This window comes from Flavobacterium daemonense, from assembly GCF_007341385.1.
Lineage (GTDB): Bacteria > Bacteroidota > Bacteroidia > Flavobacteriales > Flavobacteriaceae > Flavobacterium > Flavobacterium daemonense.
Genome location: NZ_VJYD01000009.1, coordinates 152,209 through 172,369 on the forward strand (window position 1 = coordinate 152,209; position 20,161 = coordinate 172,369).

At 34.9% G+C, this 20,161-nt stretch carries 11 protein-coding genes; 5 read left to right on the forward strand and 6 right to left on the reverse strand.

The window, feature by feature from the left end; translation table 11 throughout:
• Nucleotides 1-14: 14 nt before the first annotated feature.
• From nagA to FND99_RS13210, 6 genes are all read right to left on the reverse strand, one after another.
• Entirely contained in the window at nt 15-1,133 is a 1,119-nt protein-coding gene (gene nagA / locus FND99_RS13185; protein ID WP_144338416.1) for an N-acetylglucosamine-6-phosphate deacetylase, read from the reverse strand.
• Nucleotides 1,134-1,260: 127 nt separating this feature from the next.
• Nucleotides 1,261-2,562 (reverse strand): serine hydrolase domain-containing protein, encoded by a 1,302-nt coding sequence (locus FND99_RS13190; protein ID WP_144338417.1) that lies wholly within the window; start codon nt 2,560-2,562, stop codon nt 1,261-1,263.
• A complete protein-coding gene (locus tag FND99_RS13195) occupies nt 2,562-4,049 on the reverse strand; it encodes a glycoside hydrolase family 10 protein (protein WP_144338418.1) in 1,488 nt (495 codons plus the stop codon). Before FND99_RS13195 ends, FND99_RS13190 begins: the two co-directional genes overlap by 1 nt.
• A 213-nt stretch (nt 4,050-4,262) precedes the next feature.
• Nucleotides 4,263-6,098, reverse strand: a complete 1,836-nt coding sequence (locus tag FND99_RS13200; RefSeq protein ID WP_144338419.1) for an outer membrane protein assembly factor BamB family protein — start codon at nt 6,096-6,098, stop codon at nt 4,263-4,265.
• A 409-nt stretch (nt 6,099-6,507) separates the two neighbouring features.
• Nucleotides 6,508-9,423 (reverse strand): FAD-binding and (Fe-S)-binding domain-containing protein, encoded by a 2,916-nt coding sequence (locus tag FND99_RS13205; RefSeq protein WP_144338420.1) that lies wholly within the window; start codon nt 9,421-9,423, stop codon nt 6,508-6,510.
• A gap of 470 nt (nt 9,424-9,893) precedes the next feature.
• On the reverse strand, nt 9,894-10,643 hold the full coding sequence (locus FND99_RS13210) for a DeoR/GlpR family DNA-binding transcription regulator (RefSeq protein WP_144338421.1): 750 nt from the start codon (nt 10,641-10,643) through the stop codon (nt 9,894-9,896).
• Between the two features lie 243 nt (nt 10,644-10,886).
• On the opposite strand from FND99_RS13210, the gene FND99_RS13220 reads away from it, so the two are divergent.
• The 5 genes from FND99_RS13220 (at nt 10,887) to FND99_RS13240 (ending at nt 20,156) form a co-directional block, all read left to right on the forward strand.
• Entirely contained in the window at nt 10,887-14,159 is a 3,273-nt protein-coding gene (locus FND99_RS13220; protein ID WP_144338422.1) for a SusC/RagA family TonB-linked outer membrane protein, read from the forward strand.
• A gap of 32 nt (nt 14,160-14,191) precedes the next feature.
• Nucleotides 14,192-15,934, forward strand: a complete 1,743-nt coding sequence (locus FND99_RS13225) for a RagB/SusD family nutrient uptake outer membrane protein (RefSeq protein WP_144338423.1) — start codon at nt 14,192-14,194, stop codon at nt 15,932-15,934.
• A gap of 245 nt (nt 15,935-16,179) precedes the next feature.
• Entirely contained in the window at nt 16,180-17,379 is a 1,200-nt protein-coding gene (locus tag FND99_RS13230) for an exo-beta-N-acetylmuramidase NamZ family protein (RefSeq protein ID WP_144338424.1), read from the forward strand.
• A 123-nt stretch (nt 17,380-17,502) separates the two neighbouring features.
• Nucleotides 17,503-18,324 (forward strand): N-acetylmuramic acid 6-phosphate etherase, encoded by an 822-nt coding sequence (gene murQ / locus FND99_RS13235; protein WP_144338425.1) that lies wholly within the window; start codon nt 17,503-17,505, stop codon nt 18,322-18,324.
• Between the two features lie 326 nt (nt 18,325-18,650).
• On the forward strand, nt 18,651-20,156 hold the full coding sequence (locus FND99_RS13240; RefSeq protein WP_144338426.1) for a sodium:solute symporter: 1,506 nt from the start codon (nt 18,651-18,653) through the stop codon (nt 20,154-20,156).
• Nucleotides 20,157-20,161: the final 5 nt, after the last annotated feature.

Here is a 20,161-nt window from a genome sequence, read left to right on the forward strand (position 1 = left end):
TGATATCGTTTATTTTAAATAAAATTCAGTGTTTCAATTTCAGATAAATCAACATCGAATTTCACAAAACTTGCCGGAAATCCCGGCTTTATTTTTCCTAATTGCTTTTCTAAACCAATTGCTTTTGCTACTCTAGAAGTTGCCATTTTTATTGCCTCATCTGTCGAAGCGTTCAAATATTTATAAGCATTTTGCACTGCTTCCTGCATCGAAATTGATGCGCCAGCTAAATTGCCTTCGTTGTTTCTGTAAAAGCCATCTTCCAAATGAGCATCAAAATCTTCCCATTTAAAGCTTTCCACTTTTCGTCCTAAAAAGGCAGCATCAGAAATTAAAAATAATTTTTCTTGTTTCAATTTGTACGTCACTTTTGCGGCCGCATAATCGCAATGCGCTCCGTCTAAAATAACTGGCGCATACACATTTTCATTTTCAAAAACCGCACCAACTAAACCGGGTTCACGATGCCCAAATTGCGTCATTGCATTAAACAAATGCGTGACTAAATTTATTCCTTTTGAAAAATAATATTGTGCTTCTTTATGTGTCATTGTCGAATGACCTGCCGATATAACAATCCCACTTTCCAATAACATATTTAATTGGTCGTCTGTAAAACACTCGGGTGCAATTGTAATAACTTTTATCACATCTTTCCCGAGTCTGATAATTTCTTCAAGCTCCGAATTTGTAGGCTTTCGAACCTGACTTATACTATGTGCGCCACGCTTTAGAGGATTCAAAAAAGGTCCTTCTAAATGCATTCCGATTACGCCATTATTATATTTTTTTCTGTAATTGCGAACCGCTTCAATTCCTTGCAGAATGGTTTCGTGAGAAGACGATATCAAACAAGGAAGCACGTGAGTTGTACCATATTTAAGGCTAGAATTGTAGATGTCATCAATAGCTTCTTCGGTTGGAGTTTGGCTAAAATAGAATTTTTCGCCACCATTTATTTGAATATCTATAAAACCTGCTGCAATGTGCTTTCCTTTTAAATCGATTTTCTCAACATCATTCGGAATTTCATTTTGTATTGAAACAATCTTTCCGTTCTCAATAATAATAGCATCATCAGTAATTATTTCATCACCGGTATGTATAATGCCATTGATAATTGCTTGTTTCATTTTTTATGTTTTTTAATATTTATTTTTCCGCCACTAATTCACGAATTAATTTGAAAATCTGTACGTGAAAAACAGTTTTGAATTACACTAATTTATTTTGAAGTAATTCGTGAATTTATGGCTAACTCTAATTATTAATTTGTTTCCAAATTTTAGCACTAAAATCATCCTTGTACATCAATCTGTTTGTTCTTGTTGGGTTTACGCGATTGGTCAGGATAATCAGAAACCTATTATTGTCTGGATTCATGAAGAAAAATGTTCCGGTAAAACCTGTATGACCAAAATCATTTGCTTTAAAAAACTCGTCTGGTTTTCGCTTATCAAAACCAAGTCCGCGGTAAATCCCTTCTTTGGCGAGCGGTGAATCTCTGAATTCTTTTATCACATTTGCCTTCAGAATTTGTTTGCCGTTGTATTTTCCATTATTCAACAGCATTTGGCAGATCACTGAGATCGATTGTGCATTTGCAAACAAACCTGCGTTGCCTGAAACTCCACCAAAAATCGCCGCCGCTTCATCATGAACATATCCTTTAATAGTATCTTTTCTGAAGAAATTATCCAATTCTGTTGGCATTACATTTTCGTTTGAAGTCCATTTTAAAGGATTATAGCCAATTTTTGAGATTCCTAATTCTGAATAAATTTCTTTCGCTAATTGATCTAATTTTGAACCTGTTTTGGCTTCGATCATTTGTTTTACCAAAATCAAATTCAGGTCGCTGTAAACATATTTTCCTCGCACATTGGTATTTGCAACCGAAATTTGCTTGTAAACCGAATTATAGAATTCTTGATTCAACCACATATTTTTATAAACTTGAACCCAATTTTCTTTCGGCGTAAAAGAAAGATAATTAGCATCATAAACGATATTCTTGCTCACATACATTGTATCAAACAAATCAGGATAAACAGCTGACTTGTCTTTACTTAACAAAGGTGATCCATCTGGTGTTGAAAGCAGATCTTGATAAAAAGTAATACTGGCTTTTAATCCTGAAGTATGCGTTAATAATTCAAAAAGGGTTAAATCGGCAATTGGTGTATTTTTGTATATCGGCACAACATCCCCTACTTTATCTTTCAAATTCATTTTGCCTTCGCCAACCAGACGCATCGTCACTAACGTTGCCCCCAAAACTTTAGACATTGAGGCTAGATCAAAAACATCATCTGATTTTACAGCCTGTTTTTTTGAATAATCGTGAAAACCATAGTTTTTCGAAATTACAACAGCATCTTTATTTCCAACTATAATTTGAGCTCCCGGAAAAAATCCTTTTTCAAGCGCGTTTGTCATCATCGAATCGATATATACTTCGCTTTTCTCAACTGCATTTACCGGCTTCGAATTTAAATTTTGCGCTTGTACTGAACTAAAAGAAATCAGAAAAACAGCAATCAGCAATAAACTTCTTTTCATTATTTTATTTTTTTTATAAATTCTATTGGCGCACTTTCCGTTTGAGTCTGACTCAAAGCAGAAATTGCGTAGATATAATTCTCCAAATCAGCATTTTGAACTTCTAATTTTGTGGATGTTGTTACGTAATAAATATTTGCAGGATTAGAAAAATCGGTAATTTTTCCTTTTGGGAATTTATAAATTACATACTTCTTGTCCTTCAAACCTGCCTTCCAAGTTAAAATCGCTGAACTTCCTTTTTTAACAGCTACAGCACTTGTTGGCGGCTCTGGTTTTATTCTTGTAATTCGGTTTGCTTCAGGCGTTAAGGCAATATATTTATACGGCTTTTGAATGAGAGCATTTCGCAACGTGTCTCCTTTTTTAAAGAATGTGTTTGCTGTAAAATGCATGGAACCATCAATTTGAGGTATTTTCCGAATCATTTCTATCTGTTTTACGATTTGATCCGGACTCTTCCACTCTGGTTCTTTGGCATTATTCGAAATTTTATAATCACCATGTCCGATATAAACATTTGCTCCAAATTTGTGCGATGCCCACCATTTTGCCAAAACCTCAAAATTGGCTTTGTCAAAACCAATGTGCCAATACAATTGTGGCGTTACATAATCGATCCAGTTTTCTTTTTGCCATTTTATAATATTCGCATACAAATCGTCATAATTGGTCGCTCCTGCCTTAGTATTTGATCCATCAGAATCTTTAGCAATATTGCGCCAAACGCCAAAAGGTGAAATTCCGAATTCAACTTCCGGCTTATTGGCAATTATGGTATCTCGAATTTGTTTGATAATCAAATCGACATTGTCTCTTCGCCAATCGTCTTTATCTTTAAACTGGCGCGGTTCTTTTGCAAAAGCTTTTTCATCTGGAAATTCTTGTCCTGCAATTTTATAAGGATAAAAATAATCGTCCATGTGAACGGCCTGAATATCATAATTTCGAACAATTTCGCCCACTACAGACGAAACAAAATCTCTCGTTTCTTTATAACCCGGATTAAAATACCTTGATTTTCCGTATGTTAAAAATAATTCTGGCTTCTTAAAAAATAAGTGTGATTTAGTCAATACATCTTTTAAAGTATCTTTTTGCACACGATACGGATTCAGCCAAACATGCACATTCATCCCTCTTTTTCCGGCTTCATCAATCATCATTTGCAACGGATCAAATCCCGGAGCAACGCCTTGAATTCCTGTTATCCAATGCGATGAAGGTTCTTTTGTTGATTTGTAATACGCATCGGCAGTTGGGCGAATTTGAAAAATTACGGTATTCAAATTATTCGATCGTAAATTATCCAAAATAGAAATCATTTCGGCTTTCATTTCCTTGTCTGATAATCCCGGTTTTGATGGCCAATCGATATTGTCAACGGTCGATATCCAAGCCGCACGCATTTCTCTTTTTGGCGATTCCTGACTGAAAAGTTTCATCTGAAACAGCAGTACTAGGATTATGATTTTTAGACTTTTCATGTAATTGTATTTTTGATTAGCTAATTGTTGTTGAATAATTTAACCGCAATCCCGATAGCTATCGGGAGCTAAGATTTACGCAAGGTTCGCCAAATTTTCTTTTTAATCTCGCAAAGACGCGAAGCCGCAAAGCATTATTAAAAGCTTAAAAAAACTTTGCGACTTCGCGACTTTGCGAGAAAATCTGTCTGCTAGAGAAAAAAATCTTAAAAATTACTCCAATAAAAAGATTCCGCCTTCAATTAGTGATGCCCAAATTTGTCCTTTATCATCAACCGTAAAACCATTAATGCTTGAACTTCCTAGATTGATTTGTTTTATAATTTCAAATTTAGCAGCATCGACAATTATAACTTCTCCTTTTCGGCTTCCGATATAAATTTTATTGTTTTTTTCTAATATTCCTGCCGGATTGTGCTCATATCCAAGCTTTAAATCCAGAACTTTACTTTGGTTTACAAAACTTTCTTCAGTCAATTCAATGTCGTCATTAAGTGGCACTCTTACCAACAAACCGTCCATTGTTTTGCCATAAAACCATTTTCCGTCCTGGCTTTTACCCATCGATTCTCTGATTTTCCACTTTTGAGTTCTTAAAAGCGTCTTGCCTGTTTCAATATCTAAAACGGTCAAGAAACGTTGAGGCGTAACAAAATAAAGTCTGTTTTTTGATGAAACCATATTTACATTTCCTGCAGAATACAGAATTTGTGTGTCATTGCCATTATTCCATTTCCAGATCAGATTTCCTGTGTTTTTATTCAGGCAATAAATATACGAATCCCAAACACCAAAAATTATTTTATCGCCTTGAATCAGCGGCGTTCCCTGTGAGTAAGACATTGGCAAATTATTCTGCCAAATTACTTTGCCAGTAACTGCATCTGCACAAATAAATGCTTTAGAACTGGCTGTATAAACTTTATTATTTTCTGCAATTGGCGAACCTACCAAAACACCTCCAACTGGAATTGTCCATTTTTGTTTACCAGATTGTGTATCAAAACCTAATAAGCTTCCTTCTATTGTTCCAATAACTAAATTATTTTTTACAATTATTGGTGAAAAATAAATCGAATTCCCTGTTTCAGTTTTCCAGTTCACACTTTTATTTTTCAGATTAACCGATTGTATTTGCCCAATTGAATTCGTAAAATAAATATTCTTTTTATCAAATACTGGAAGGCTGTAAATGGATGCAATATCTTTTAAGAAAGGAGCTTGAAATGTCACACTATCTTTCGGAATTGTAATCTTTGAAGGTTTTGACGGAAGCGAAAATCTAAAAACTCCCGGTTTATCTATTTCTTTTTGATAGATGCTGATACTGTCTTTACTGATGATCAACTCATTATAACTTTTTTTTTTTCCGTCAAGCGAAGTTATCGAAGTTCCCATCGGACCACTCAAACCAGAGAAATCATATTTTCTTAAAGTGTGTCCGTGACCACAGAAAGTAGCAACTGTTGGATATTTTTGTAAAACCGAAAGCACTTCTTTATAATTGCTCACGCTATTGTCCAACGGATAATGAGCAAAATTCAGCACTTTTTTATTATTGCCTTTTAGACTGTCTTTTAAGGTTTTATCAAGCCAAAGAACATCTTCGTGTTTTACGAAACCATCTCCCATTTTCATGTAAGGCCCACACGGAAAACCGATAAAAAGATAATCGCCTTTTGAAAACACAAATTTATCTTCGCCGAATATTTTTTTATACGTCAAACCGGCACTTTCGCTCCAGTTGGTTTCGTGATTTCCGGAAATTACATAATACGGTTTTTTCAATTGAGAAAGTATCGAATGAACTTCTTTTAGCTCGTCATCGGCACCGCGATTGGTCAAATCTCCCGTTACAACCACAAATTCATTATCAGAGTTATTGATTTCTTTTACGATATTCTGTAATAAAAAATCATTGTCATTTCCCACCGAAACATGTAAATCAGTCAGCTGTACAAACTTAATATTTTCAGATTTTTCTGCATTTTGAGAAAATCCGGAAGCAATTATGAAAAGCAATAATATTCTTAAAAATAGATTTTTCATTGGTATTTTTTTTATTTATTGAACCTTTTTTAAAATTCTATTGTGGTTGCGTTGTGGTTACGTTGTGTTAGATGCACTGCTGTGCATCTCTACGATTCATCTTTGTGTTTTTTTATCTCGCAGATTTGGCAGATTAGCAGATTTAATTCTTGGTAATTCTTGACAACAAAATCATTTTAATCCTTTAATGTGGCTAATAAAAATTTCTAAAAAATTCCTAACAGGCCATAGAAACCTGTTAGGACTGGTAACCAACCAAAATTTATGTACCACTTTTTTGAATTCACAAAATTGCAACACACAATCTCTTTATATAAAATGTTTTCATCTTTAGACGAAAAAAAAATTACACCTCTACAAAAACCTTTGAACCTCTACCTCTTTGCACCTTTGAACCTCTAAAAAAAACCTATTTCAAGCAATCTCTTAAAATACTAACCGGATGCATTGCTTTTCTGTTTGTCCCGTCAAAAATTTGATGGCGACAGCTTGTTCCCGCAGCCGCAATTGCTGTCGTAGCTTCAGTTGCACGAATTTTTGGAAACAAAGTATCTTCGCCCATTTGCATACTGATTTCGTAATGCTCTTTTTCATATCCAAATGAACCTGCCATTCCGCAACAACCCGAATTATAAATCGTAACCGAACTGTTTTTCGGCAAATTCAGCATTGCAAATGAAGCTTCAACAGTACTTAATGACTTTTGATGACAGTGTCCGTGAATTTTTATTGTTTTTTCTACATCAGAAAATTGTCCAGAATGAATTTTTCCCGATGTAATTTCTCTTTTGAAAAACTCCTCGACAGTAAAAACATTTTTTGAGAGTTTTTCAGCACTTTCCTTGTCTTTTGCTAATCGAAGATATTCGTCTCTAAAAGTCAATATTGCAGAAGGTTCGATTCCGATTAATGGAATATTTTCAGAAATCAAATCTTTGAAAATTGTCACATTTTTATTTGCGATTTCCTGCGCTTCTTCCAGAAAACCTTTAGAAATAAAAGCTCTTCCGCTTTCTTCATGATCTGTAATAATGACTTCATATCCTAAAGCGGTTAGTAGTTCGTAGGCATCGATACCAACAGTAACATCGTAATAATTGGTAAATTCATCACAAAACAGATATACTTTTCCGTTTTTAAACGAATTATTTTCTGCCGATTTTTTATTTTTTTCGTACCATTTTTTGAAGGTTTTTGGCGCCAACATTGGAACTTGTCTTTTTGGCGCAATTCCCATGCTTTTTTTGACCAAAGACAAATTGGAAACAAAATTGGTCATCGACGGAACGATACTTCCCAGTTTATTTAATTTTGAATTGAAAGCAAATATTTTGTTTCGAACCGAAAATCCGTTTGCTTTTTGATATTGATATAAAAATTCTGCTTTTAAAGTTGCCACATCAACATTGCTTGGGCACTCGCTGGCGCACGCTTTACAGCTTACGCACAACTCAAAAACTTTATATAATTCTTCGTGGTCGAATTTATTTTCTTTTTCAGAATTGGTCAAATATTCTCTCAAAGCATTGGCTCTGGCACGAGTTGTATCTTTTTCGTTTCGGGTCGCGCGATAACTCGGACATAAAGTTCCGCCTGCTGATGGCATTTTACGGCAATCTCCAGAGCCGTTGCATTTTTCCGCCGCTCTTAAAATCCCCAAACTGTCTGAGAAATCCTGAATCGTTTTTATTTCTGGTTCAATTCTTCCTGCTTCAAAACGAAGATTTTCATCCATTTTTGAAGCGTTTACAATTTTCCCAACGTTCAAAATCGTATTTGGGTCAAATGCTTTTTTTATTCGTTTGAGCAATTCATAGTTTTTATCCCCAATCATAAAAGGCAGAAACTCGCCTCGTAGAATTCCGTCACCATGTTCACCGCTTAACGAACCTCTGTATTTTTTAACCAAATGAGCCACTTCAGTCGATAAATTTCTAAACTGATGCAATCCTTCTTTTGTCTTTAAATTTATCTTCGGACGTAAATGCAATTCTCCGGCACCGGCATGTGCGTAATAAATTGCACTTTGTCCGTGTCTTTCCATCATCGCAGCAAAATCGGCAATATAATTTGGTAAATCGCTTAATTCAACTGCAGTATCTTCGATAGAATCGGCTGCTTTGTCATCGCCAACAATACTTCCTAAAAGTCCGAGACCAGCTTTTCGAACATCATTTACTTTATCAATATCGGCACCGTAAATTTTAGGCAATGCGTAGCCAAAATTATTATCCTGAAGATCTTTAATCAAAGCATCTGCCTGCAATTCTGCATCTTCCATGCTACTATGGGAACCGACTTCAAGCATAATAACTGCTTTAGGTTCGCCCACAATAAAAAATCTATTTTTGGCTTGTTCTCTATTGGTTTTGGTACAATCTAAAATCGTGTCGTCCATCATTTCACAAGTGTACAAATGATGTTTCATTGCAACAACAACCGCTTCTAAACTTTCCTGAATCGTATGAAAATGTGCCACAACCATGATATTGTTTGTTGGCGGCAAATCATCTACTTTTAAAGTTATTTCGGTTGTAAAGGCGAGAGTTCCTTCGCTTCCGCAAAGCAGCTTTCCTAAATTTATGGTGTTTTCAGTTCCCGAAAAAAGTTCCGATTTTAATAACGCATCAATTGCATAACCTGTATTTCGTCTGTGAATTTCAGGTTTTGGAAATTCCCTCGTAATTTCTTCCTGATTTTCCTTATTCGAAAGTTCCTCGTAAATCGTTTTGTAGATTTTACTTTCTAAAGAATCTCCTTTTGTCTTTTCCAGAAACTCCTCAGAAGTTAAATCTTTAAAAACCGCGATACTTCCATCGCTCAAAACAGCTTTGATTTCTACAATTTTATCTCGAGTAACGCCGTAACGAATCGACGTAGTTCCTGACGAATTATTCCCAACCATTCCGCCAATCATGCAGCGATTTGTAGTTGAAGTTGTGGGGCTAAAAAATAATCCGTGTGGTTTTAAATATAAATTCAGTTCATCGCGAATTACTCCGGGCTGAACCGTAACGGTTTTCTTTTCGGCATCAAAAGCAACAATTTTGGTGAAATGTTTTGAAACATCTACAATAATTCCGTTGCCAACCGTTTGTCCAGCTAATGAAGTTCCGGCGGTTCTTGGTGTTATTGAAATTTTATTTTTTGATGCAAATTGAATAATCTTGACAATATCTTCTTCTGTTTTAGGAACAGCAACGGCTTCTGGAATAATTCGGTAAGCAGAAGCATCTGTGGCGTACAGTTTTTTATGAAGTTCATCATAAAAAAGCGACCCTTCTAAGGAATCAGACAATTGTTTTAATTGAAGAGAATCGGGCATTTATTTGGTTGTATTGCTTTTGGTTGGTAATTCAAAAATCTATTCTGATTGTGTTACTTAAACCTGACGGCCTCTATCCCGAAGCTTCGTGACGGAATAAAAAACCGTCAGATTCATAACTAACCAATAATCAAAATGTGTGAAAACTTTATTAGCTTTCTTTTCTTTCAAACCTAATTCAACAAATAGAATTACGACAAACACCTATTTCTCCGGCAGCAGTTTTTGAAGCCACCACAACATTTTTAAAAATCATATTATGATCTTTTTCAAATCGGGTTTCTTCAAATTTCCTAGATATATTTTACGCTAAAGAAAAAGTGATTTTCATATTATATCTATAAATCGTTAAAATTAGTTTTAACAAATATAGATACAAAAAACAAAACAATTACATTATTTTGCGTTTTTTAACAAAATTAAATTCAAATAACGCATAAAAACGCATAATAATTTGATTGGGTTTCAAATTATAAGATAAAAACACCAGATTTTCGGTATTCTTCTAATTGAATATCATCTGGGCTTAAATTTGTCACAATGGTATCCAATTGCTTCAAATCACAGACAACGTGTGCCATTTTGGTATTTAACTTATCCGAAGAAAACATTGACACAACCTTGTCAGATGCTTCTATCATTGCTTTTTTAACCATTGAGACTTCATAACCAATTTCTGTAAGTCCTTGTTTTATATTAATGCTGCTCGCTCCGATAAAACAAATATCTGCTTTAATTTTTGACACCACCTGAATTACATCCATACCAATTGTAACCATTGCGTTTTTCTGCATTTTTCCACCAATAAATATCAAATCAATATTTGGATGTTGTGATAATTGCATTGCAATTGGAAGACTATACGTATATATTGTAGCTTTCAAATCGGAAGGAATAAGTTTTGCAAACACCAAATTTGTGCTTCCTCCACTCATTATAATAACTTGATCGTCGCGCAATAATGACAACGCTTTTGTTACGATCTGTTTCTTTTCTTCTTCATCTGAAATATGAATATCAAAAACGTTTGCCGATTTCTCTTTAACCTGCACTGCCCCGCCATACACCTTTTCCAGTAGTTTCTTGCTGTCAAGTTCGTTTAAATCTCTTCTAATCGTGTCTTCTGACAAATCCAAAGCCAAAGCCAAATCAGTTGTGACAACCCTCTGTTCTTCAACAAGCTTAGTCATTATATATTTATGTCTTTCGGCTTTCAGCATTTTTTAAAAAGTTAAAATTCAGGACAAATATATCAAATAATTCTATTGATTACGTAGGACTAAGCAGAAACTGCAATAGTTTGCATTTTTATGATATAAATATTAAAACAGAAAAAATAAAAGTAGTAAAATTGCGTTATTTTGCGTTATTTAAGTTAATTTTTCAAAAAAAATACAAAATAATGCATTTGTATGCAATAATTAAATATATTTGCTTGACAACCATAAAAAAACCAAATAATCATGAAAAAACTATTTCTTATTTCATTGTTGGTTTTGTTCATTCAAGCAACATTTGGGCAAACAAAAACAATTACTGGAACTGTAAAAAACAAAGCCGATGGATTCCCCATACCAGGAGTCAGTGTCCTGATTCAAGGAACCAACAGCGGTACAACGACTGATTTTGATGGAAACTACAGCATAAATGTAGCGCAAGGTCAAAGTCTAAGTTTTAGCTACATGGGATCTGAAACTCAGGTAGTAAAAATTGAAGGACAGCAAAAAATTAACATTTCGCTTGCTTCGGCTACTGCAAAACTTGACGAAGTAGTTGTAGTAGGATTCTCTTCTCAGAAAAAAGTTAATCTTACAGGAGCAGTTGCTAATGTAAATGTCAAAAAAGCTTTAGGAAGTATTCCTATTACAGATATTACAAAAGGTTTGCAAGGAACTACTCCTGGACTTAATATTACCTACAATTCAGGAAGTATCGGAAAACAATCAAAAGTTAATATACGTGGAGCTGGAACTATTGTAAATGGAGTAGCTTCAGGATCACCACTTATTTTAGTTGACGGTGTTCCGGGCGATCTTTCAATGTTAAATTCAGAAGACGTAGAAACAATGTCTGTACTTAAAGATGCTGCTTCTGCTTCTATCTATGGTGCGCGTGCGGCTTTTGGAGTTATTTTGATTACAACTAAAAGCGGTAAAAATGCTAAAGGAAAAGTAAGATTCGCGTACAGCAACAATACAGGGTGGAGCAATCCTATTTCTTTGGTTCAATTTAATGATCCTACTGTAGAGCTTCCTGTAATGATCGACGCACAAGCCAGAGCTGGTAATGCAAATCCAGAATCTTTTGGTATGAACTACAAAACATTATTGCCAGGTATCATCAACTGGAAAGAAAAGTATGCTGCAACAAGAAACCCTAATGACAAAAATATGATCTTAGGACAAGATTTTGATGTGATTGGTGGTAAAGAATATTTCTACAGAATTTGGAATCCGCATGATGAAATGCTGAAAAAGAATGCTGTACAAACACTTCACAACTTATCTGCTCAAGGTTCTTTGGGTGAAAAAAGTTCATTTATTGTTTCGTTAGGTCTTGCTAACCAAGAAGGTGTAATGAAAATCAATAATGAAACCAACCAAAGATTCAACCTTAATATGGGTATGACTACACAGTTGGCAAGCTGGCTTACAGGAGATTTTAAAGTTTTGGGAACTTTCCAAGAATATGATTCTCCTTTCAACTACTACAACAGTGGTCTTGATACTGCTGGTAATGGTTATTTTGGTTACTACATGCGTTGGGGTTCTTATTTCCCTTATGGTACTTACAACGGTACTTACTTTAGACATGCACCAGGTTATATGGCAAATGCTTCTCAAAATGAAAATAAATCAAATGATATGAGGATAAGCACAAAACTTACTGCTCAAATCACAAAAGATTTTAACATTATTGGAGAATACAGCATCAACAATAATTTCTCAAGCCTTAAAATGAACGGTGGACAAATCCCTATGTGGGATTGGTGGACTAGTGCCGCTGACCTAGTTGCCGGAAAACCTACAATGATGGAATCTGGAAATGATTTTGTTGCACAAGCTAAATCATCTTATTCAAGAAATGTAGCCAACTTTTATGCAAATTATACTAAAACATTGGGCGAAAACCACAATTTTAAAGTACTAGGCGGTTTGAACACAGAATGGTATAATTTTGAAAGAACATATGCTCGTAGAAATACACTTTTGGATAAAAGCAAACCAGAATTTAATTTAGCTATTGGTGATCAATTCACTTCACCTCTTTCTTCTAACGACATTTTAAATCCAGGTTTATCACAATACGCAATTGCAGGATTTTTTGCCCGTGTGAATTATGATTACAAAGGAAAATATTTAGTGGAGATAAACGGTCGTTATGATGGTTCTTCAAAATTCCCAACTGATGAGCAATGGGGGTTCTTCCCTTCTGCTTCTGTTGGATACAGAATTTCGGAAGAAGGTTTCATGGAAGGTACAAAAAGCTGGTTGAATGATTTAAAAATTCGTGGATCTGTTGGTTCAATCGGAAATCAAAACATTGCTGCAAATGCCTTTTTAGCAACGATGCCAAGCAAAAACCCTCTTTGGATGGGAAGCGGCGCAACAATACCCCCTTCTGTTGATTTGCCAACAAACGTTGATCCTAATCTAACTTGGGAAAAAGTAACTACTCAAGATATAGGTATTGATGTTAGAATCTTCAACATGTTAGGTTTGACGTTTGATTACTATCAACGTGATACAAAAGGAATGTTAGCTCCAGGTAAAACACTTCCTGGTTCATTTGGTCAGGCTGCTGCTAATACAAACTCAGGAAATTTAAGAACAACTGGTTGGGAACTAGCGCTTAACTTTAATAAAAACATAAACCAAAACATAAGCGTTTATGCTGATCTTTCTCTTTCTGACAACACTACAGAGGTAACAGAATGGAATAACTCTTCAAAGTTAATCAGTACTACATCTTTCTATGCAGGTCAAAAATTGGGTGAAATCTGGGGATTAGAAACAGACCGATTAATTCAAACTACAGACAATGTTGATGCAACTGGATTAATTGTAAATGGTGTTGATTATAAAAACATAAGAAGTGGTACTTTTAAATACGGTGCTGGAGATGTAATGTACAAAGATTTAAATGGAGACGGCGTTATCTCAAGAGGAGATGGAACTGCTACAAATCCTGGAGATTTAAAAGTTATTGGTAATACAACTCCACGCTACCAATATGGTATTCGTTTAGGAGGTGCTTTATATGGATTTGATATTGATGCTTTCTTCCAAGGGGTTGGAAAACGTCAATACTGGACAACTTCTGACTTAGTATTGCCTTTCTACAGCAGAACAGATGCTATGTACGAAAACCAAAACGACTATTGGACACCACAAAATACAGATGCATATTTCCCTAATCCATACCCAGGACATTCTACTGATGCTTTTGGAGCTTATGCACCGGGATCAAATAACTTTGTTGCGCAAACACGTTATTTATTAGACATGTCTTATTTACGTTTAAAATCGATGACTATTGGATATACTTTCCCTAAAAGTATTACAGATAAAGTGGGTATCGATAAAATCAGACCGTACATTTCAGGTTTAAACTTGGCTACTTGGAAAAGCAGCAAATTACCAGTAGATCCTGAAATCAATGAAACTGAAGCGGTATGGGGAAGAACTTTCCCTTATTCTAAAACATGGTCGGTTGGTATACAACTTGCGTTTTAAAAAATGTATTTAAAAATTAAAAATTAATCAAAATGAGAAAATTAATAATAAACTCTAGGATAAAACTATCAGTTGCCTTGCTTACTCTTGCAAGTCTAGCGGTTAGCTGTTCAGATTTTTTGGATACACCGCCTGAAGATGTATTTTCAGATGACAATTTTTGGACTTCAGAAAATAACGTAAAAACATACTCTTGGTTAAACTATAATACCTTCAACGGGTACGGAAATAATACGGGTGTTACCGCTGATTTTTACTTTCATTCTACCTCAACGGGAACAGCTTTGTTAGACGACAACTTGGCTAACAACGTATTTACTAACTTTCCAACAGCTGCAAGTTCGACGAACTCAAACTGGAACGAATACTACACTTTGATTCGTCGTTGTAATTTGATGCTTGAAAGAGTACCAAATGTTCCAATGGATCAAACGAAGAAAAACCACTACATAGGTGTTGCAAAGTTTTTTAGAGCGCATACTTATTTTCGTTTAGCACAGCAGTTTGGTGATGTACCTTATACAGATAAATATTTGGCTCAAAGTGATCCTAATGTTTACAAACCATCGATAACAAGAGCTGAAGTAATAGACAATGTAATCAAAGATTTAGAAGAAGCGATTCCGTTGTTATTAAACGTTGATGACAGTAATGTTACTGTAAACAAATACACTGCTTACGCGTTGTTAAGCCGCGTATGTTTGAGCGAAGGTACATACAGAAAATACAATTTAGGACAGAATGGAAATGCTTATCTTCAGAAAGCAAAAGATGCTTCTTTAGCGGTAATGAACAATAATTCATTCAAATTAAATACAGATTGGAAAGCACTTTACAATTCTGTTGAATTATTAGGAAATACTGAGGTTATCTTGACAAAAAGATACGTAAAAGGTGTTTTAGGAAATTCAGTTCAATCGTATACAAATACTTCAACTGTTCAAAACGGGTTGACAAAATTTGCTGCTGAAAGTTATGTAACTACAAACGGATTGCCTATCAAACAAGCTGGAAATGCTCAATATTTAGGCGACAACACTATTGCTAATACTTTTGCGAACAGAGATCCAAGATTTGCTAAATCTTTTAGCACAACAGATTACGGTTATTCTGACAAACCATTCAACGGATTGACATCTGTTACAGGTTACGTATTTCAATTGTACAACAACCCTGCTACAACAGGAACTGAGGTTACAACAGGAGGGCAAAACCAAATTGATGCGCCAGTTTTTACACTAAGCGAGGTTTATTTGAATTATGCTGAAGCATGTGCCGAATTAGGAACAGTTACTGATGCCGATCTTAATTTATCACTTAACAAAGTTCGTACACGTGCAGGAATTGCTGCCTTATCTACAGATGGAACAAATGCTTCTGCTGGCGGTGTACAAATTAACGATCCGCAAAGAACAACTGCATTAGAGCAAATTTCTGGAATTGTTAATCCGATTATTTGGGAAATTCGCCGTGAGCGCAGAATTGAGTTCATGAGCTGGACTACTATGAGAAAAGAAGATCTTATGCGTTGGAAAAAAGGAGATTATTTAGATACTAATACGAATCCAGATGTTGCTTTGGGAGCTAAAATTGTTGCTTTGATAGGAACTAATTCTAAAACAAAAGTAAACTCAGACGGATATGTACTTCCTTATGCAGCTGGTGTTTCAAGATTATTTGTATCACCAAAAAATTACTTGAACTCAATTCCAACAAATGATATTAGTTTATATGCTGCCGAAGGCGTGACTATAAAACAAAATCCAGGTTGGTAATTCGGAATTCATAAATAGACTATTTGCCCCTCAAATAATTAACTGCCTCTGGAAATCTAAATCCAGAGGCAGTATTTAAAAAACTTTTTCTCATTACGGTGTCAATGAGCAAAACTGATAAAATAAAAGCCTCAATCTGAAATCTCAGATATTTATTCTCATCATTAATCAAAAACAGCACAGGAATCAAATAATAACTTAATTTTATTAGTTCATTTTTGCCTTAACTATTAACTGTAATTACAATGATAAAATTCATAGCAAAAAGTGTTCTTATTGTAACTTCTTTAGTATTTACGTCTTCTTATTCTAATACCCTTTCAGCGGTGTCTGCAAACAGCACCTCAGCAATTAATCCGCCGGCAATTAAAACCGGAGCCGATAATTATGAGAAATACTTGCCGCTTTTAAAGGACAAAAAAATAGGAATCGTTACCAATCAAACCGGAATTTTGTCTGACAAAACTCATGTGGTTGATTTTTTGCTAGAGAAAAAAGTTGCAATACAAACCATTTTTGCTCCTGAACACGGATTTAGAGGAACTGCCGATGCAGGCGAACATGTTGTGGACGGAAAAGATCCTAAAACCGGCTTATCAATCATTTCTCTTTACGGAGACAATAAAAAACCAAAACCAGAGCAATTAGCTGGAATCGATATTATGATTTTCGATTTGCAAGATGTTGGTGCTCGTTTTTATACTTACATTTCTTCCTTGCATTATGTAATGGAAGCTTGCGCCGAAAACAATGTGCCACTTATAATTTTCGACCGACCAAATCCTAACGGACGCATTGTTGATGGTCCGCTTTTAGAAAAAGAGTTTACCAGCTTTGTCGGCATGCACCCTATTCCGCTTCTTCACGGAATGACAATTGGCGAATATGCACAAATGATAAACGGAGAAAAATGGCTTAAAAATGCCGTTCAATGTAAACTAACCGTTATTCCATGCGTTAATTACGATCGAAAAATGGATTACAGTTTATTGGTAAAACCATCTCCAAATTTACCAAACGATCAATCCATAAATCTATACGCTAGTTTATGCCTTTTTGAAGGAACGAACGTGAGCGTTGGCCGCGGAACCGAAAAACAATTTCAAATTTATGGCTCGCCTTACTTGACCAAAACCGATTTCAGTTTTACGCCGAAACCAAATTTTGGAGCCAAAGATCCGCTTTATAACGGAAAAGAATGTTTTGGAGAAGATTTGACTTCTTATCCGAAACTAAACAAATTAGAATTAAAATGGCTGATTAAAGCCTATCAAAATACCAGTGATAAAACGAAATTCTTCAATGCTTTTTTTACCAAACTTGCCGGAACAAAAAAACTGCAGCAACAAATTGAATCTGGAGTTTCAGAAAAAGACATTCGAAAGAGCTGGGAAAAAAATCTGAAGGCTTTTCAAATCATTCGAAAACGCTATCTGCTTTATTAAATAAAACCCCTTTATAATCCCAAAACCGACTATTTTTTACCAAAATAGAGACCCGTTATACAAAATATCGAAAGCATAAATATCAAAAAATCTGCTGTTTCAAAACCAAAAAAGAAAAGAAAAATGAAAAATAAAAATCCTGAAACTGAACAAGAATCTTTGTACAAAGACTTGGATCAAATGAGCGTGAAAGAACTTCTTACAAACATTAATACAGAAGATAAAAAGGTACCGCAAATTATTGAAGAACAAATTCCTAAAATTGAAAAACTGGTTAAGGCAATTGTAAAAAAAATGCAATTGGGCGGCCGATTATTTTATATTGGTGCCGGAACTTCTGGCCGAATTGGAATTTTGGATGCATCAGAATGTCCGCCAACTTTTGGTGTACCGCATGATATGATCATCGGAATTATTGCCGGTGGCGATACAGCAATAAGAAAAGCCGTTGAAAATGCGGAAGATGATACCGAACAAGCATGGAAAGATTTAGCTAAATATGAAATTTCGAGCTTAGATATGATTATCGGAATTGCGGCTTCTGGAAACACGCCTTATGTTTTGGGAGCATTAAAAAAAGCTAAAGAATACAATATAAAAACAGGAAGTATTTCCTGCATCAGCAACGGACTTATTGCTCAAGAAGCAGATTATCCAATTGAATTAATCGTAGGCCCAGAATTTTTAACCGGAAGCACGAGAATGAAAGCAGGTACGGCTCAAAAGCTGACTTTAAACATGATTTCTACTTCGGTAATGATCAAACTAGGAAAAGTAAAAGGCAACAAAATGGTTGATATGCAGCTGTCTAACGAAAAACTGGTAAAACGCGCTATCAAAATGATCATCGAAGAACTCGGAATTGAATATGATGCAGCCGAAGAATTATTACACAAACATAAAAGCGTACGAGCAGTTTTACAGGCTCAAAACAAAAATCTGTAAAGCAAAAAACTTTTATAAATTTATAATGATTAAACCGAACTTGACGCAATTAAATTTTAACACATAGAAACATAGATTTAGGACTTTAAAAAAAGGCGTTTCACTTATTTAAAACAAACATAGTTGGCTATGTGTTAGAAACTAGTTTCTTTTTAATTTCTTTTTCGCAAATAAAATCTATCCCGAGGCTTCGGGACTATGTGTTGAATAAAAAACTATAAATTACACTGTATGGATTAATCAAAATGTAATCTAAAAGTTTCAATTCAACAGAGTCCTGAAAAGTTTAAAAAATACTCGCAGGTCTAAAAAAACAAAACTATAAAATGACACCAAGTACCATCCTTCTCCTAATTATCGCCTATTTCGGAACATTATTCTATATCTCGCACAGAGTGAGCAGAAAAGATAGCGGAAATGACGCCTTTTTTACTGCCAATAAAAACTCTAAATGGTATTTAGTTGCTTTTGGAATGATTGGAACAGCGCTTTCAGGAGTTACTTTTATTTCCGTTCCCGGAGAAGTTGGCGCACCAAGCGGTGAACAATTTAAATATTTTCAGTTTGTTTTAGGAAATGCACTCGGATTTATCGTTATCACAAAGCTTTTATTGCCGTTATACTATCGAATGAATCTGACTTCAATTTATGGTTATATCGAACAACGAATGGGACATTACAGCTACAAAACCGCTGCTTCTATTTTCTTGATCAGCAGAACCATAAGTTCAGCGTTCAGACTCTATTTGGTGGTTATTGTATTGCAGCGTTTTGTTTTTGATTACTACCATATTCCGTTTGCTTTTACGGTATTGATTTCGTTGTTGCTTATTTTTTCTTATACCTACAGAGGAGGATTAAAAACGATTATTATTACCGATACTTTGCAGACATTTTTCCTTGTAACATCGGTTTTTCTGACGATTTATTTCATTTGTGATAGAATGGATTTAACTGCAATTGGCGCATTCGAAGAAGTAAAAAACAGCAATTATTCTAAGATATTTTTCTTTGATGATTTCTTTGGAAGCAAATTCCATTTTGTAAAACAAATTCTAGGCGGAATGTTCGTAACCATTGCCATGACAGGCTTGGATCAAGATTTAATGCAGAAAAACCTCAGCTGTAAAAACATCGGCGAAGCACAAAAAAACATGTTCACTTTTACAGGAATCTTTGTCATCATCAATATTTTCTTTTTGAGCGTTGGTGCGTTATTATACATTTATGCGAACAAAAACGGAATCGCCATTCCAACAGATTTGGTGACTGGCAAACCCAGAACCGATTTGCTTTTCCCTGAAATTGCTCTAAATCATTTAGCTTTAATTCCTGCCATTGTATTTTTACTCGGAATTATAGCAGCCACTTTTGCCACAACAGATTCGGCTTTAACGGCTTTAACAACTTCTTTCTGCGTTGACTTTTTAGGGATGGACAAAAGTGAAAATTCCCGAAAAAACACGGTTAGAACAAGACATTTAGTACATATCAGTTTTTCGGTATTGATTTTCTTTGTGATTATTGTTTTCAATACTATTAATGACAGTTCGGTTGTGGGAATGATTTTTAAAGTCGCTTCTTACACGTACGGACCTTTGTTGGGATTATATGCTTTTGGTTTGTTCCAAAAATCAAGAAATGTCAATGACAAACTGGTTCCGTTAATGTGTTTGGCCGCTCCTTTCCTAACCTATTTAATAAATGAAAATTCGAAACTCCTGTTTTCAGGATACGTTTTCGACAATGAATTAATCGTCCTCAACGGATTAATAACCTATGTAGGATTATTCCTTACAAGCTCAAAAACACACGAAAAAATAAGTTTTTAAACCGT

Bases quoted from the DNA above. Each gene is read 5' to 3' on its own strand.
- nagA (WP_144338416.1), bottom strand. From the start codon at position 1,133: ATGAAACAAGCAATTATCAATGGCATTATACATACCGGTGATGAAATA.
- FND99_RS13190 (WP_144338417.1), bottom strand. From the start codon at position 2,562: ATGAAAAGAAGTTTATTGCTGATTGCTGTTTTTCTGATTTCTTTTAGT.
- FND99_RS13195 (WP_144338418.1), bottom strand. From the start codon at position 4,049: ATGAAAAGTCTAAAAATCATAATCCTAGTACTGCTGTTTCAGATGAAA.
- FND99_RS13200 (WP_144338419.1), bottom strand. From the start codon at position 6,098: ATGAAAAATCTATTTTTAAGAATATTATTGCTTTTCATAATTGCTTCC.
- FND99_RS13205 (WP_144338420.1), bottom strand. From the start codon at position 9,423: ATGCCCGATTCTCTTCAATTAAAACAATTGTCTGATTCCTTAGAAGGG.
- FND99_RS13210 (WP_144338421.1), bottom strand. From the start codon at position 10,643: ATGCTGAAAGCCGAAAGACATAAATATATAATGACTAAGCTTGTTGAA.
- FND99_RS13220 (WP_144338422.1), top strand. From the start codon at position 10,887: ATGAAAAAACTATTTCTTATTTCATTGTTGGTTTTGTTCATTCAAGCA.
- FND99_RS13225 (WP_144338423.1), top strand. From the start codon at position 14,192: ATGAGAAAATTAATAATAAACTCTAGGATAAAACTATCAGTTGCCTTG.
- FND99_RS13230 (WP_144338424.1), top strand. From the start codon at position 16,180: ATGATAAAATTCATAGCAAAAAGTGTTCTTATTGTAACTTCTTTAGTA.
- murQ (WP_144338425.1), top strand. From the start codon at position 17,503: ATGAAAAATAAAAATCCTGAAACTGAACAAGAATCTTTGTACAAAGAC.
- FND99_RS13240 (WP_144338426.1), top strand. From the start codon at position 18,651: ATGACACCAAGTACCATCCTTCTCCTAATTATCGCCTATTTCGGAACA.